Source organism: Abyssibius alkaniclasticus (assembly GCF_020447305.1).
Classification (GTDB): Bacteria; Pseudomonadota; Alphaproteobacteria; order Rhodobacterales; family Rhodobacteraceae; genus Abyssibius; species Abyssibius alkaniclasticus.
In genome coordinates, this window is record NZ_CP095732.1 from 984,234 (window position 1) to 996,495 (window position 12,262).

The following is a 12,262-nucleotide window of genomic DNA, read 5'->3' on the forward strand; positions in this document are numbered from 1 at the left end:
GTCAGTATCCTGTGACGGTGTTGACGAGGACGGCGGTGCACATCCGGGCGGGGCTTGTGGCCTTCGCGGCCTGCCAGTCGAAGGTGGCCTGGATGCCCTGGGGTCCGGGGATTTCGATCCGCGGTACCGGCAGGTAGACGGCATGGGCGGTGAAGGTGAAACTGGCATTCGCGCCGAGGCTGTAGGCGAACTCGAGCTCGCAGGGCGTGCCGTCGATGGCCTGGGTGACGAGGGCGCTATCGGCGAAACGCACCTCGATCCGGCCAGTCAGCGTGGCCATGCCCGGATCGGCGCCTTCGATCTTGCCGTCGTTGCGGATGGTCTCGATCCGGTCGAGACCGTTGGCATAGGTGATCTCGGCCGAGACGACGTTCCCGAGCGCCGTGCCGTTGCGCTTCACCACCCCGTTGAAATGGCCGAAGCGTTGGAGGCCCAGCGCGGTCGTTGTTCCTGCGGCCGTAGCGGCTGCGATGGCCTCACCCTGCGCGATCAGCCGGGCAGTCGCCGTAAGGAGGCCCGAACGGTTCATCTGCCACGACAGCTGGTCCATCACGCAGCCCGCGTACATCGCGAACCGCGGCACCTCGGGCATCGCCACTTCGATGGCCATCGAGGGCAGCGTCCAGTTCCCCGACTGGAAGGTGTGGGTCTTGGGCGTGGTCCCCGTCGTGGTCGGGGAACCGAAGGTAGCCTTGAGCCAGAAGCCAAAGGCCTCCACATCGATCGGCACCACCACCTCGCCATCTGCGGTGACGGCGTCCTTGATGGGGGCCAGGGGATCACGGCCGTAGCCCAACAGCTCGCTGTTCAGCAGGGGCTGTTCCGCGCCCAGCGTGGTGCGGGCGAAGGGCATCAGCCGATAGCCGCTGGCGGGCGGGGTGCCGTAAACCGTCTCGAACGCAAGCGCCATCTGCGCCCGCGCGCCCTGTGCGCGTGCCATGGGGGTCTCCTATGTGGGTGAATTCAGGCCAGAGGGCCGGTGGTGGAGTAGTGCAGGACGACGGTGATCACCGCCGCCTTCAGGGCCGCCGCGCCCTCGACGGGCAGGTCGACCGAGGCCGGGGCTTCGGGTTCGACCCAGTCACAAAGGCCGCCCAGCGTCCGGTCGGCCTCCAGAGCCGCGCCGATGGCGGCGACCAGGTCATCGAAGGCGCTGCCCCGGCCGGTGCCCGCCTGGACGACGACCTCCAGCTCGGCGCGGTGCTGGTAGTGATAGCGCAGGGGCGACAGCGTCACATCCGGCTCGCCCGGCTGGCCGTCGCGCAGGGTGATCAGCCCGGACGCCGGGATACGCTCTGGCAAGACATCATCGCGCAGAGTGAGGGCGGCAAGGGGCTGCAGCCGCGCATGCAGCGCGGCGAGGACGGTTTCGCGGATTGTCATCATTCTAGATTCCAAATAGGCTTCGCGCGTTTGACAGCGGCTTGAGCGCGAGGGGTCGATATGATGCAGCTTCTTTCTGCGATCTTGGCGTTCATTGGTGGACTGCTAATGGCTTCCAATCTTTTCGGAACGGCTCGCCTTATTGAGTTTGAAAAAAAGGCTTTGGCTGAGCTAAGGGGCCTTTCATTTGGGGACATCTTCCGGTCGCGAATATCATCGCGCATCTGGTCAATACTTTCTGGCATCTTCTTTTTTGATCGTGGGAAGGGATTGAATCGCAGCGGGCCATATATAGTCGCAGATCCGAAGTATGTTAGGCAGTCATGGAAGAGGTTTGGAGAAGAAGGGGGGGTCTTGGTTGACCTTGGATCGAGCGATGAGAGCTGGGGTAAGGATTTTAGTGATGACGCACTTCAGGTAAGTGTTTTCTATTTTTATCATCCTGATCGCACCGAAGTTGTCACGGAAGGGTTCTCTTACTCGTTTGTTTCAGGCTTTGTTCACAAGATTCAAGTCCTACCTCCAAACTTGTTTGGGTTCGAGGTTGTGCAGGACGAAGAGGTTTTCAATCGAGACTTTATCCCGACGAGCCCCAAACGATTCTTTATACACTTGGCGCCGTTCGTAAGGATCCCCATTATTGGCATTGTTAGAATTCCCAGTAACCCGCTTTTTTCAACGCTCATCGATCATCACATTATGAAAGCGTTTGAATTTTCGCAAAGTGCGCATGCCTCGATTATGCGTATGCACCTGAGCATGAAGCATGACGAAAACTTGGGTTCTGGCTTTCTCAAGGAGATCCAGGATCAAAGTGGTGAAGTGAGTGGAAAGCAGTCGGCTGTTTTCTTGTTCGACGAGTTTCCGCATCCGCATGATCCAAGCTCACAGCCAAGAGCGACAATATGGAGGGCGCTACTCATCCTTCCTTATGTTTTTGGGCTTACGTTGGTGAAAACAGTTTTGCCAGTTCTCAGCATTGTTCCTGCCATTTTGATGATGGTGTTCTATGTTCTGTTTGAGATATATTATTTGATGGTCTCATTGATCTTTAACGCATTCAATCTTGTTGCGTTCTTAATTGCGGGACTGTTGTTTTGGATCGTGGTTCTTCCGGTCGAACTATTTGCTCGAGTAGCTCGCAGACTTACAATTGAGTCCTACACAAGGTTCGCAGGTCTATTTCTTATTGTGGTCGCCTTCATTTTGTCATTCGTGATGAATTAATCCACCCAGCCACGATCAGCCCCGGTACGCCATCCACCGCCCGCTCTGCATCCCGCGCCAGATCCAGTCGCTTCGGCAACCTGACCTGCGGCACCAGCAGGAAAACTGGCGCAGTCACGACGCCCCGGCCTGTCTTCGAGCGCGACGCCACCGCGCGACCCTTCGTGTTCAGCCGCCCTTCGGCCACCAGCAGGCTCGAGCCGCGACGCCGATAGACGAACCGCAGGCGCAACCCTGTCCGTCGCTCCCATTCGCCGGGGGTGATCCGTCCGCCGCGGGTGGATTTGCCCGCGGCCGGGGTGGGGATGGCCAGCCAGAATCCTTCCTTTGACCGGATCAGCGGCCCCGCGTCATGCGCGCCGACGATCACCGGGGCGTTCGACCAGACCATCGCCGCGGCGTTCAGGCTCTCGCCGCCCTTGGGATAGGTCGCGAGGCGGATCGAGTTGCCGAGCCTGGTGCCAAGCCCAGCGCCGGTGATCTGGCCGCGCCAGGCGGATTTGAGGCCTGCGCCCGCCTCGCGCATGGCGGTGGTGACGGCCCTTTCACCCGCGGAGATTTCCGCCTGCATCAGGGCGGCGAGGTCGGGGCTGATTTCCAGCTTCAGCCTCATGCTGGCCTCAGATCGAGGGTCCAGATCAGCCGTTCGCGGTCGCGCAGCGGCTCTCCCTGGATCACATGACTGTCCGCGCCGATGACGATCACATCGCCCGGGCGCGGGGCGGGGAGGTCGGCCACGCGCACATCCACCATCGTCGTGTCGCTGACGAAGCGTCCCGCGCCGAAGTCGGTGACACGGTCGGGCGCGCGGCGGATGATGCGGATCGGCCGTTCCTCGGACGTCGTGGCCGAGATCCAGAGGGCCGGGGCCGCCATGGAGGCATGGGTGAAGATGCGGTCCATGGCGGCGGCAAAGACGGACATGGGTTGGTCCGTCAGTTCGACGTATGCAGGCGGATCGCCAGCCGGGGCCGCTTGTTGACCGGCAGGATCGAGGCCTCGGTCATGACGTCGATCCAGCGGCCTTTCTCGTCCAGATGCTGGCGGGCGTAGAGGGGCAGGCCGATGGTGTTGGCGGTTTCCAGGAGGTTCGCCGGGCCCCCATAGGTGGTGAAGGTGTCCATCGTGCCTAAGGGGAAGGCGACGCCTTCGTTTGCCGGGACCAGCCGTTCGGTCGCCTTGGTCGAGAGGGTGACGGTGCCGGAGTATTCCTCGAACAGGATGCCGCCGAAGGGGAAGTTGCGCCGCACATCCTCGCGCAGGGGCTGGGCACCGGTCGAGGCGTAGAACTTGTAGGCCTCCTCGGTCTTCGGGTGTGCGATCAGCTTGTCGAAGAACTCGCGGCTGACGAGGGCATGGACGCTGGTCATCGCCTCGCCGAGAAGGTTGTCCTCGATGGCCCGCAGCACCTCGCGGACCTTGCCTTGCACGTTGGTCCCCGCAGTGCCGAGGACGAAGTCCACCGAGATCTGCGCCAGGCCGAATTCGGTGAAGTAGTTGTAGAGGGTGGTCCCGGCCCCGTCCTTCACGATTCCGCGCAGCGCGTTCATCTCCATGTATTCGCGGGTCTGGGCATGTTTGCGGCGCATGAGCAGCAGCTTGCGGTTCATCACTTCGACCAGCGGATCGGCCGCGTCGATCGCACCCAGCGCGGGCTGGCCCTGAAGATCGGCAGGCAGGACCACGTCGTCATGCGGGATCCACGGCAGTGCGAAGCTGCGCATGGAGCGGCCCTCGCGGGTGCCGACCGTGGCGGGGCCGCCGAGGGGGACGGAGGGCAGCAGGCTCAGGACGCCCTCGTACTGCTCGATGATGACCGAGCGCTGGCTGACCCCTTCGAAGCGGAAGAGGCCGATCTGGGCGAGGCGGGTGTAGAGGTTGGGCAGGATGTTGATGGCCTGCGTCATCTCGGCCAGCGAATAGCCGCCAGCGTCGAAGGGATTGCGGACGAGGGTCATGGGGATGCTCCGGGGGTGAGGGGATGGGTGCGGCCGGTTGGGCAGCGTCAGACGGCGTCGCGGGCGATGATGCCGACGGCGGCCAACTGGGTGAGTTTTGCGGCGATCTTGGTGCCGTCATCGACGGTGGCGTCGTAGGCGAGGCCTGCGCGCGAGACGATGACCGGGCCGCGGGCGACGACGATGCCGGAGGCATCTGCCAGCGTGGCGTCGACGGCATAGAGGAGCACCGCCGTGGCGGTCTGTGCTCCATCGGTGCCGCCGCTGGTCGCGAGCTTGTATTTGCCGCTGGCCGTGATGCGGCCGAGGACGGCGCCGACGGGATAGGGCATGCCCGCGAGCAGCGTCACCACCTCGCGGGTGTAGTTCGGGTTGACCTCATATTTGAGGACATCGCCCATGCTGGGCGGTTCCGTCAGGACGGGCATGGTTCAGTCTCCATGATGTTGGGGGATGGGGTGCGCTGGGTTCAGCGCGAGGCGGCGGCCGACTTCTTCGCAGCCGCGACGATGGGGCTTTCCTTCGCGCCAGCCGCCGGAGCGGTGGCAATGATGCCCGCGGCATCGCTGCGCGCGGCGAGATCGGCCAGCACCTTGGCGCGCAAGGCTTCGGGTTTCACGCCCTTGGCGACGGCGTCGGCGGCATCGATCTGGATGCCGAGCCGGGCGGCTTGCGCACAAACCTGCGCGACCTCGGCCGCCTCGGCGCGGATCGCTTCGGGGGAGATCGCGGCCGCCTCGGTTTTCGGCGGCGCGACTGCCGTGGGCGCGGCCGGTTCCGGCGGGGTGCTGGCGGCAGGTGCGGCCGCAGGCTGCGCATGATCTTCGGGGGCGGTGGTCATCATCGGACCCTTTCCTATGGGGGGGGTTGTGCCGCGGGGTGCGGCGGCGAAAGCGCGGAAGGCGGTGACGGGATCGGCCACCTCGTCGGCGAGACCGGCGAAGACCGCCGCCTCCCCGCGGAAGACGGCGGCCTCGGTGCCCAGCGCCCGAAGTGCTTCGAGGCGGCGACCACGACCTTCGGCGACGGTTTCGGCGAAGAGCTGCCGCAGGTCCTCCAACTCGCCCGCGATCCGGTCGCGTACGGCCTCGGGCAGGGGCTGGTAAGGGTTCGCATCGACCTTGCGGGCCCCGGCATGGATCAGCGTGACCGCGATGCCCTTCTGGTCCAGCGCCCCACTCATGTCGCTGTGCATGGCCACGACGCCGATGCTTCCGACGGCCCCGGTGCGGGGCAGGATGATCCGGTCGGCCTGCGAGGCCAGCGCATAGGCGGCTGAGAGGGCGTGATCGGCGACAAAGGCCTGCACAGGCTTCTGCGTCCGAGCGGCCCGGATACGATCCGCGAGGTCAAAAGCTCCCGCCACTTCGCCGCCGAAGCTGTCGATATCGAGGGCGATGCCGCGGATCGCCGGATCGGTGACGGCCGCCTGCAGCTGGGTCGCGATCCCCTCGTAGGAGGTCAGACCGGAGGATTGCCCGATCCAGGCACCACGATGCACCAGCGTGCCCGCGATCTCGATGACGGCGATCCCGTCCACCACAGCGAAGGGCTGGCTTCCGTTCCGCGCCTGGCGGCTGGTCAGGTCGTCGTTGAAGAGAGAGGCGCGGGCAGGGAGTGCGGCAGTGGCCTGATCTGCGGGATCCACGGGCATTCCCTCGACCGTGATTTCCCTGCCGGTGATCCGCGGACCAAGCCCGGTCAGGAAGGCCAGCGCCTTGGCGGGATCGACCATCAGCGGTGTGTTGAAGACGCGCTGGGCGATCTGGGTGTGGTGCATCATGCGTCCTCCGCGGGCCGGGGTTCCCGGTCCTCGCCGTCGTCTTCCTGATTGCCGTCGTCCTGCTGATCTTGCTGCCGGTCCTCGGCATCACCTGACCCAGCGCCGCCACCGACCGCCTGCGCGGGCGATCCTGGCCGCCGGAAGTCGAGCCCGAGTTCCGCCTCGCGCTTGCGTTCCGCAGCGATCTCGCGGTCGACCTGTTCTGCGTCGTAGCCGCGCTCGGCGATGGCCTGCGTTCGGGATTTCAGGCCTGCTTCGATCTGCAGGATTTCGGCCGCCGCATCCTTGGCCGGATCGATCCAGTCCCACTTGGTGGGGAGCCAGTCGCAGGCGAGGTATGCGCGCCGGTCGGTCGCATAGCCTGGCAGATCGATGGCGCCCGCCAGCACCGCCATGTCCATCCAGCGTGTCCAGACAGCGCGGCAGAGCTGATAGACCATGACCGAATGCTGGAAGGCCGAGATGCGGCGCCGGAAGTCGACGAGGGCGATCCGCGTGTTCGAGAAGTTGCCCTTCGCCGTGTCGCCGGTCAGGTACCCATAGGGCACGCCCAGCGCCGCGCCGATCTGCAGAAGCGTGCGGTACTGGAACGGCTCGTAAGTGCTGCCCGAGTCCGGCGTTGATGGCGTGGTGACATCCTCGCCCGGGTCAAGCCGCACCACCTGTCCGGGTTCCACCTCGAGGTCGTCCTCGGCCGGGTCGAGGGCGGTTTCCGGGGCAGGCGATGTGATGAACATCGCGAACATCGCTGCGGTCTTCTTCCGCTCCAGTTCCGCATCGTCGTAGAGGTCGAGGGTGAAGAGCTTCACCGCGGCCGCGGCGAAGCGTGACACGCCGCGCAGCTGGCCCGCCTCCACCGGGTCGAGGATGTGGATCACCTCGGAGGCGGGAACCCGCACCGTTTCGCTCGCCAGCCCCGGATCAGTCATGTCGCCCGGATGACGGCGCAGGAAGTGGTACGCCACGCGCCGCCCGATCCCGTCGAATTCGATGCCCTGCCGGATCGATCCCGCGCCGGGCAGGATCCGGGTCATGTCCTGGGGCAGCATTTCCGAGGGCAGCATCTGCAACTGCATCGGCACGGTCAGCCCATCCTCCGGCCGCCGCGTCCGGATGCGCAGGAAGACCTCACCTGCCAGAAACACTTCGCGCGCGGCGCGACGCTGAAGGCCGAAGAAGTCAGTCAGCCCCTCGGCATCGGCCTCGTCCGTCCAGGCGAGCCAGAGCTTCTGCAATTCCTCCTTCCTGGCGGGATCGGTGATCTTTGACGAGGGCTTGATCCCGTCGCCCACAACATGGTTGGCAAAGGCATCGACGGCGTTGGCCGCATAGCCATTGTTCCTGACCAGCCAGCGCGCCCGTGCGGTGATGGTCTCGCCCGAGGCCGCGATCAGCGTGTTCACATGGGCGCGGGTGGCGCGGAACCCGCGCATGCGCCGATGGGATTGCGCGGCGTCGAAGCCACCGATGATCGAGCCAAGGCGCTGACGGAAGGCATCCAGCACCATGGTCACAGACCCTTCGTCGCGACCGTGGCCCAGCGGCGGCGACGCGGAGTAGAAGAGGCCGTAGCAATCCGGCCCTCCAGATCCCGGATCGCCGCCGCCAGTTCGGCGTCCGATCCATAAGTCACGGTCTTGCCGTCGTAGCTGACGCTGCGCAGCCCGGCAAAGCGGGCTTCCTGCAGCGTGGTCAGCAGGGCCTGCATGCGTTCCAGGTCCATCAGTCCCTCATGAAGTTCGGGGTATAGGCCCGCCGTTTCCGGCGTGGCGTGGTCAGGGCTCCGGCCTTGGGCTGGGCCGGATCGGGTGGTGTGGTGTCAGTTGCGACGGCCGCGGGCATGCGCGTTTCGACGCCCGCCTGCGCCTCGAGCCGCCGCCAGGTGGCTTCGTCCCATCGGTCGGCGCCGAGGATCCATGCCGCGGCACGGGCGTAGACCCGGCAGTCCAGCGCCTCGTTCCGTTCGCGCATCTTCTGCCATTCCTGGTGGGCATAGCCGCGCTTGTTGCGGATCGTGACCAGCTGCTCGGCAACGAGTTGCTTCAGCCATTCGGTGTCGGCCCAGCCGGGCAGGTGGATCGTGCCGGGAGCGTCGAGCACTCCGGAGGTGCGGTCCTCATCCGAGGGGCGTTCGATCCGCAGGAACCGATAGGTCTCGGCCTTGAACGTCGCGGTCGCCACCGACCAGAGCCGCGCGCCGCGGCGCAGCCGTTTCCCGCCGATGGTGGCGTCAACGAAGGTCGGGCCCGACACAGGGGCTGCGCGGTTGAAGCCCTCAAGCCCCTTCAGGGGCGCTACCTGTTCGAACCCGACCTTGCGCGACCATGCGTAGACCGCCGCGGCCTCATAGCCGGTGTCGATGCCAAGCCGTGCCACCGTCATGAAGGCACCGTTGGCATGCTGCCACGACCGGCCGAGAAGGGCGGTCAGCTTGTCCCACGCCGCCGGATCGTCGGGCCCGCCCGGAATGACGATGTGATCGACGAGCCAGGACTCGAGGCCCCGGCCCCAGGCCCAGATGTCGACCTCGATCCGGTCCCTCTGCACGTCGGCGCCTGCGGTCAGGAACAGGCCAGCCGCAGGCACGGTGCCCGGCTTCCACGCCTCGCGCCGATCCGCCAGCCGTTGCCATTCCGGCGCATCGCCGCTTTCGACCCATGTCTCGCCTAAGAGCGTGTTGCGTGCTACGCGCAGTGTCTCGTCCGACCCCTGGGCCGCCAGCCATTCCCGCGCGACGTCGGACCAGCTTTTCCACCCGAGCGGCGAATAGAGCGCCGAGAGGTGGAAGCCGATGGCCTTAGGATTCCTGGAGAGCGCCGTCGCCCGCCATTCGCCGCGGGCCAGCATCTCGGTCTTGTGGTGCTCGGCGATGGGCCGTTCGCATCCCTCGCAGTGGTAGGCGGCGGTTTCGGGTTTTCCCTTTGCCCAGCGCAGCCGGTCGAACTGCAGCCACTGCATCGTGCCGCAGTGCGGGCAGGGGACGAAGTAGCGCCGCTGGTCGGTTGCCTCGAACTCGCGCTCGATCCGGGACAGCCCCCGGATCGTCGGGGTCGAGACCATGAACACTTTGCGCCGATGCGAGAAGGTCGTGGTCCGCGCCTCGGCCAGCGTGACTGGATCGCCTTCCTCGTCGGCCGAGGCCGGATAGGCGTCGACCTCGTCGAGGAAGACATAGCGCGCGGGCATCGACCGCAGGCCGGTGGCGCTGTTCGCGCCGGTCAGCACCAGGATGCCGCCGGGAAATTCCTTCGACAGCATCGAATTGCCCGCATCCCGCGACCTTGCCGGGTTCACCCGTTCGCGGAGCACCGGGCTGTCCGCAATCAGCGGATCAAGACGGCCCCGCGAGGTCCGCTTCGCCAGTTCCAGGCTTGGCAGCACCGCCAGCATCGGCCCCGGAGCGTGATGGATCACGAAGCCGATCCAGTTGTTCCCGGCCTCGGTCGCGCCCACCTGCGCCGCCTTCATGAAGGTGATGCGCTGCGCCGGATGGCCGGGAGAGAGCGCATCCATGATCTCGCGCAAGTAGGGCGCGCGGGCGGTGCGATAGCGCCCCGGCTCCGCCGCGCCGCGTGAGGACAGCCAGCGATGCTGATCCGCCCATTCCGACACTGTCAGGTTCGGATCAGGCCGCATTCCCTGCCGCCAGACCCGCAAAAGGTCTTCGGCACCATCGAAACCGAGGTCGAGACCGGCCGTCAGGTCGTTGTCATCGTCCTCATCATGCAAGCGAGACCCGGAGGTCGGCGAGGGCGTCGAGCTGTTCGCGGACATGGGCTTCCAGCACCCTTTGCATGATCGCGGTCTCGATCGTCACCGATGCCCCGGATTGCCGTTCCACCTCCGCCATGATCTGCGCCGCCATCAGCGCGGCCACCCGTCCGGGCCAGGTGACCCAGACATCCCGTTCCTGCCGCGCGAGGCGAAACACCAGCGTTTCCGCCCGCGCGCGGTCGACCAGAGTGCCCTTCTTCTTCTGGACCGCGATCTGCTTGTCCTGCGCGGCATAGACCGTCAGAAGCGTGCGGGCCTTGATGTATGACGAGGTCTCGCCCGCACCGCTGGCTAGCCCATCCCCACTCACGCTGCGCCGCTGCTGGTCGGGATCCGTCATCTCGGCCCGCCGCACATCCGAGGCCGCGGCGTTGATCGACCCGTCGTCATGGACCACCAGCCGCCCGTTCTTGCGCGCCTTCTGCACCCCGCCGCGAGACAGGCCGGAATGCGCCGCGTACTCGCGTTCGCTCATGCCCTTCATGGTGCGGATAATCCAATCAAGCCAATGATATCGCTTGGTACTCAGTTGATTAGAGGGCGCGACAGAGCGAGTCTGATCGCAAGGAAACGATGCAACTCAGCGAAGGATTGCCCGCCATGACCACCCGCCGCGCCGCCTCGAACGACAAATCCCTCGACGCCTTCATCGCCGCCAAGGCCGAGATTGACGTGATGCTGGAGCGCCTGAAGGCCCTCAGCGACGACCATTTCGAGACCCACCCCGACGAGATCCATTGGGGGCATGTCGGGACGCTGAAGCACTACGCGGGCCTGCTGCGTCAGATCACCGACAGCGCCTTCAAGGAAGGCGAGCACGCTGCCTGACGCTCCGCGCGGCGCCAAGGCCGCCCCGTCCGACTACGGGGCTTGCCTCCGTAGAAGGCGTGCACACCGCGCGCCACAGCGCCCGGAGGCCCCCATGACCACCCCGTCCGACACCCAATCCCTGATCCTCTCCCGCGCCGCGACCCGGCCGGGCAACCTCGCCCTGCCGCTGCCCGAGGGGCTGGTCGGCGCCGCAGCCAAGATGGTTGTCGGCAAGATGATCGCCCGCGGCTGGCTCGAGGAGGTCGAGGCCAACCTGCGCCGTGGCGAGCCGATGTGGCGCGAGACCGGCGACGGACATGGCACCACGCTGATCGCCACCGAGGCCGGGCTGGAGGCCATCGGGATCGAGCCGGTGGTGGCCAGTGCGGTTGTCAGCGCGCGGAGGGCGAAGCCCAAGGCGGAACCCGCGGAAGCGCCCGAAGACACCGGCACCGCGAAGCCCGTCGCCATCCGCGCTGGCACCAAGCAGGCCCAGATCATCGCCATGCTTCAGCGTCCCGAGGGTGCCACCATTGCCGAGATGGTGGAGGCCACCTCGTGGCAATCGCACACGGTCCGCGGCTCGATCTCAGGTGCCCTGAAGAAGAAGCTGGGCCTGCCCATCACCGCCGAGAAGGTTGAGGGTAGGGGGATGGTGTATCGGATCGGATGACGACGCGATGAGCCCATAGCGGTCACCCGCTATAGATGAAGGCAGAGTCTTCGCGACAAAGTTTCGTCACTGTTGAAAGCTAAACACATGGTCGGATTGCGCCATTTATGGCGCGCAAGGGGCAAATAGAATGTGGAAGGTTCAAGCGATGTTGCGCGTGCTGAGTGCGGTTTCTGTGTCATCTCTCTTGATGGGCTGGCCCGGTAATGTCTTTGCGCAGCAGGACGAAGCCGCGTCCACCCCCAGCGCGGTGTCGAATGAGCTGGCGGGAAAAACTGCCCGCTTCTTATCTGATAGGCACGGATCAGGCGTCGTATACTTTGCTCAGGATGGCCGCACATTTATGTGGAATCCCGGTCAATTTGACGTTCTGACCGGCAACTGGTCCGGGGAGACAATACAGATCAGTCAAGGCTCCCCGAAAACTCTCACAGTGATCGACATTATCACTGTCACCTTCCCCGATAGTTTTGAAGATCGGGGAGGGGTTTTTGCATTTCTTGAGGCCAACCGAATCCATGATGATCTGGGTGTGGAAGAGGTCTCTGAAGGCGATATCCTGACTTTAGAGGATGGAAAGCCGCCTTGCCGAATGTGTCGTGTGGACATGACCTTCTCGCAGATGCTGGGAAATTGACGAAGCAAACAAGACGC

15 protein-coding genes are annotated in these 12,262 nt (G+C 65.1%); 4 read left to right on the forward strand and 11 right to left on the reverse strand.

Features of this window, described 5'->3' with window-relative positions; all coding sequences use genetic code 11:
* Position 1: 1 nt before the first annotated feature.
* Both LGT41_RS05115 and LGT41_RS05120 read right to left on the reverse strand, forming a co-directional pair.
* Complete coding sequence (locus LGT41_RS05115) at positions 2–940, reverse strand: phage tail tube protein (protein WP_274129008.1); 939 nt, start codon at positions 938–940, stop codon at positions 2–4.
* A 23-nt stretch (positions 941–963) separates the two neighbouring features.
* Positions 964–1,386: an acyl-CoA transferase gene (locus LGT41_RS05120; protein WP_274129009.1), complete on the reverse strand. Its 423-nt coding sequence runs from the start codon at positions 1,384–1,386 to the stop codon at positions 964–966.
* Between the two features lie 57 nt (positions 1,387–1,443).
* On the opposite strand from LGT41_RS05120, the gene LGT41_RS05125 reads away from it, so the two are divergent.
* Complete coding sequence (locus tag LGT41_RS05125) at positions 1,444–2,610, forward strand: hypothetical protein (protein WP_274129010.1); 1,167 nt, start codon at positions 1,444–1,446, stop codon at positions 2,608–2,610.
* Here the strand turns inward: LGT41_RS05125 and LGT41_RS05130 are convergent.
* The 9 genes from LGT41_RS05130 to LGT41_RS05170 are packed head-to-tail and all read right to left on the reverse strand — an operon-like array spanning position 2,585 to position 10,609.
* The gene (locus tag LGT41_RS05130) at positions 2,585–3,223 is read right to left on the reverse strand and encodes a DUF6441 family protein (RefSeq protein WP_274129011.1); all 639 of its coding nucleotides are present in this window, start codon (positions 3,221–3,223) and stop codon (positions 2,585–2,587) included. The genes LGT41_RS05125 and LGT41_RS05130 overlap by 26 nt on opposite strands.
* The gene (locus LGT41_RS05135; protein ID WP_274129012.1) at positions 3,220–3,534 is read right to left on the reverse strand and encodes a head-tail joining protein; all 315 of its coding nucleotides are present in this window, start codon (positions 3,532–3,534) and stop codon (positions 3,220–3,222) included. The genes LGT41_RS05130 and LGT41_RS05135 overlap by 4 nt, the downstream gene beginning before the upstream one ends.
* Positions 3,535–3,545: 11 nt before the next feature.
* A complete protein-coding gene (locus LGT41_RS05140; RefSeq protein WP_274129013.1) occupies positions 3,546–4,568 on the reverse strand; it encodes a major capsid protein in 1,023 nt (340 codons plus the stop codon).
* 47 nt (positions 4,569–4,615) lie between these two features.
* On the reverse strand, positions 4,616–4,996 hold the full coding sequence (locus tag LGT41_RS05145) for a head decoration protein (RefSeq protein WP_274129014.1): 381 nt from the start codon (positions 4,994–4,996) through the stop codon (positions 4,616–4,618).
* Between the two features lie 41 nt (positions 4,997–5,037).
* Positions 5,038–6,348, reverse strand: coding sequence for a S49 family peptidase (locus tag LGT41_RS05150; RefSeq protein ID WP_274129665.1), 1,311 nt, complete (start codon positions 6,346–6,348; stop codon positions 5,038–5,040).
* Positions 6,348–7,859, reverse strand: a complete 1,512-nt coding sequence (locus LGT41_RS05155; RefSeq protein WP_274129015.1) for a phage portal protein — start codon at positions 7,857–7,859, stop codon at positions 6,348–6,350. The genes LGT41_RS05150 and LGT41_RS05155 overlap by 1 nt, the downstream gene beginning before the upstream one ends.
* Before the next feature lie 2 nt (positions 7,860–7,861).
* Positions 7,862–8,074, reverse strand: a complete 213-nt coding sequence (locus LGT41_RS05160) for a phage head-tail joining protein (protein WP_274129016.1) — start codon at positions 8,072–8,074, stop codon at positions 7,862–7,864.
* The gene (locus LGT41_RS05165; protein ID WP_274129017.1) at positions 8,074–10,125 is read right to left on the reverse strand and encodes a phage terminase large subunit family protein; all 2,052 of its coding nucleotides are present in this window, start codon (positions 10,123–10,125) and stop codon (positions 8,074–8,076) included. The genes LGT41_RS05160 and LGT41_RS05165 overlap by 1 nt, the downstream gene beginning before the upstream one ends.
* Complete coding sequence (locus tag LGT41_RS05170; protein WP_274129018.1) at positions 10,073–10,609, reverse strand: hypothetical protein; 537 nt, start codon at positions 10,607–10,609, stop codon at positions 10,073–10,075. The genes LGT41_RS05165 and LGT41_RS05170 overlap by 53 nt, the downstream gene beginning before the upstream one ends.
* Before the next feature lie 116 nt (positions 10,610–10,725).
* On the opposite strand from LGT41_RS05170, the gene LGT41_RS05175 reads away from it, so the two are divergent.
* The 3 genes from LGT41_RS05175 (at position 10,726) to LGT41_RS05185 (ending at position 12,245) form a co-directional block, all read left to right on the forward strand.
* On the forward strand, positions 10,726–10,953 hold the full coding sequence (locus LGT41_RS05175) for a hypothetical protein (protein WP_274129666.1): 228 nt from the start codon (positions 10,726–10,728) through the stop codon (positions 10,951–10,953).
* A gap of 94 nt (positions 10,954–11,047) precedes the next feature.
* Complete coding sequence (locus LGT41_RS05180; RefSeq protein WP_274129020.1) at positions 11,048–11,608, forward strand: DUF3489 domain-containing protein; 561 nt, start codon at positions 11,048–11,050, stop codon at positions 11,606–11,608.
* Between the two features lie 130 nt (positions 11,609–11,738).
* On the forward strand, positions 11,739–12,245 hold the full coding sequence (locus LGT41_RS05185; RefSeq protein ID WP_274129021.1) for a hypothetical protein: 507 nt from the start codon (positions 11,739–11,741) through the stop codon (positions 12,243–12,245).
* Positions 12,246–12,262 lie beyond the last annotated feature (17 nt).

Coding starts and splice junctions, on each gene's coding strand:
- LGT41_RS05120 (WP_274129009.1), bottom strand. CDS start 1,386: ATGATGACAATCCGCGAAACCGTCCTCGCCGCGCTGCATGCGCGGCTG.
- LGT41_RS05140 (WP_274129013.1), bottom strand. CDS start 4,568: ATGACCCTCGTCCGCAATCCCTTCGACGCTGGCGGCTATTCGCTGGCC.
- LGT41_RS05125 (WP_274129010.1), top strand. CDS start 1,444: ATGATGCAGCTTCTTTCTGCGATCTTGGCGTTCATTGGTGGACTGCTA.
- LGT41_RS05180 (WP_274129020.1), top strand. CDS start 11,048: ATGACCACCCCGTCCGACACCCAATCCCTGATCCTCTCCCGCGCCGCG.
- LGT41_RS05165 (WP_274129017.1), bottom strand. CDS start 10,125: ATGTCCGCGAACAGCTCGACGCCCTCGCCGACCTCCGGGTCTCGCTTG.
- LGT41_RS05115 (WP_274129008.1), bottom strand. CDS start 940: ATGGCACGCGCACAGGGCGCGCGGGCGCAGATGGCGCTTGCGTTCGAG.
- LGT41_RS05160 (WP_274129016.1), bottom strand. CDS start 8,074: ATGGACCTGGAACGCATGCAGGCCCTGCTGACCACGCTGCAGGAAGCC.
- LGT41_RS05175 (WP_274129666.1), top strand. CDS start 10,726: ATGACCACCCGCCGCGCCGCCTCGAACGACAAATCCCTCGACGCCTTC.
- LGT41_RS05150 (WP_274129665.1), bottom strand. CDS start 6,348: ATGCACCACACCCAGATCGCCCAGCGCGTCTTCAACACACCGCTGATG.
- LGT41_RS05155 (WP_274129015.1), bottom strand. CDS start 7,859: ATGGTGCTGGATGCCTTCCGTCAGCGCCTTGGCTCGATCATCGGTGGC.
- LGT41_RS05135 (WP_274129012.1), bottom strand. CDS start 3,534: ATGTCCGTCTTTGCCGCCGCCATGGACCGCATCTTCACCCATGCCTCC.
- LGT41_RS05130 (WP_274129011.1), bottom strand. CDS start 3,223: ATGAGGCTGAAGCTGGAAATCAGCCCCGACCTCGCCGCCCTGATGCAG.
- LGT41_RS05185 (WP_274129021.1), top strand. CDS start 11,739: ATGTGGAAGGTTCAAGCGATGTTGCGCGTGCTGAGTGCGGTTTCTGTG.
- LGT41_RS05145 (WP_274129014.1), bottom strand. CDS start 4,996: ATGCCCGTCCTGACGGAACCGCCCAGCATGGGCGATGTCCTCAAATAT.
- LGT41_RS05170 (WP_274129018.1), bottom strand. CDS start 10,609: ATGAAGGGCATGAGCGAACGCGAGTACGCGGCGCATTCCGGCCTGTCT.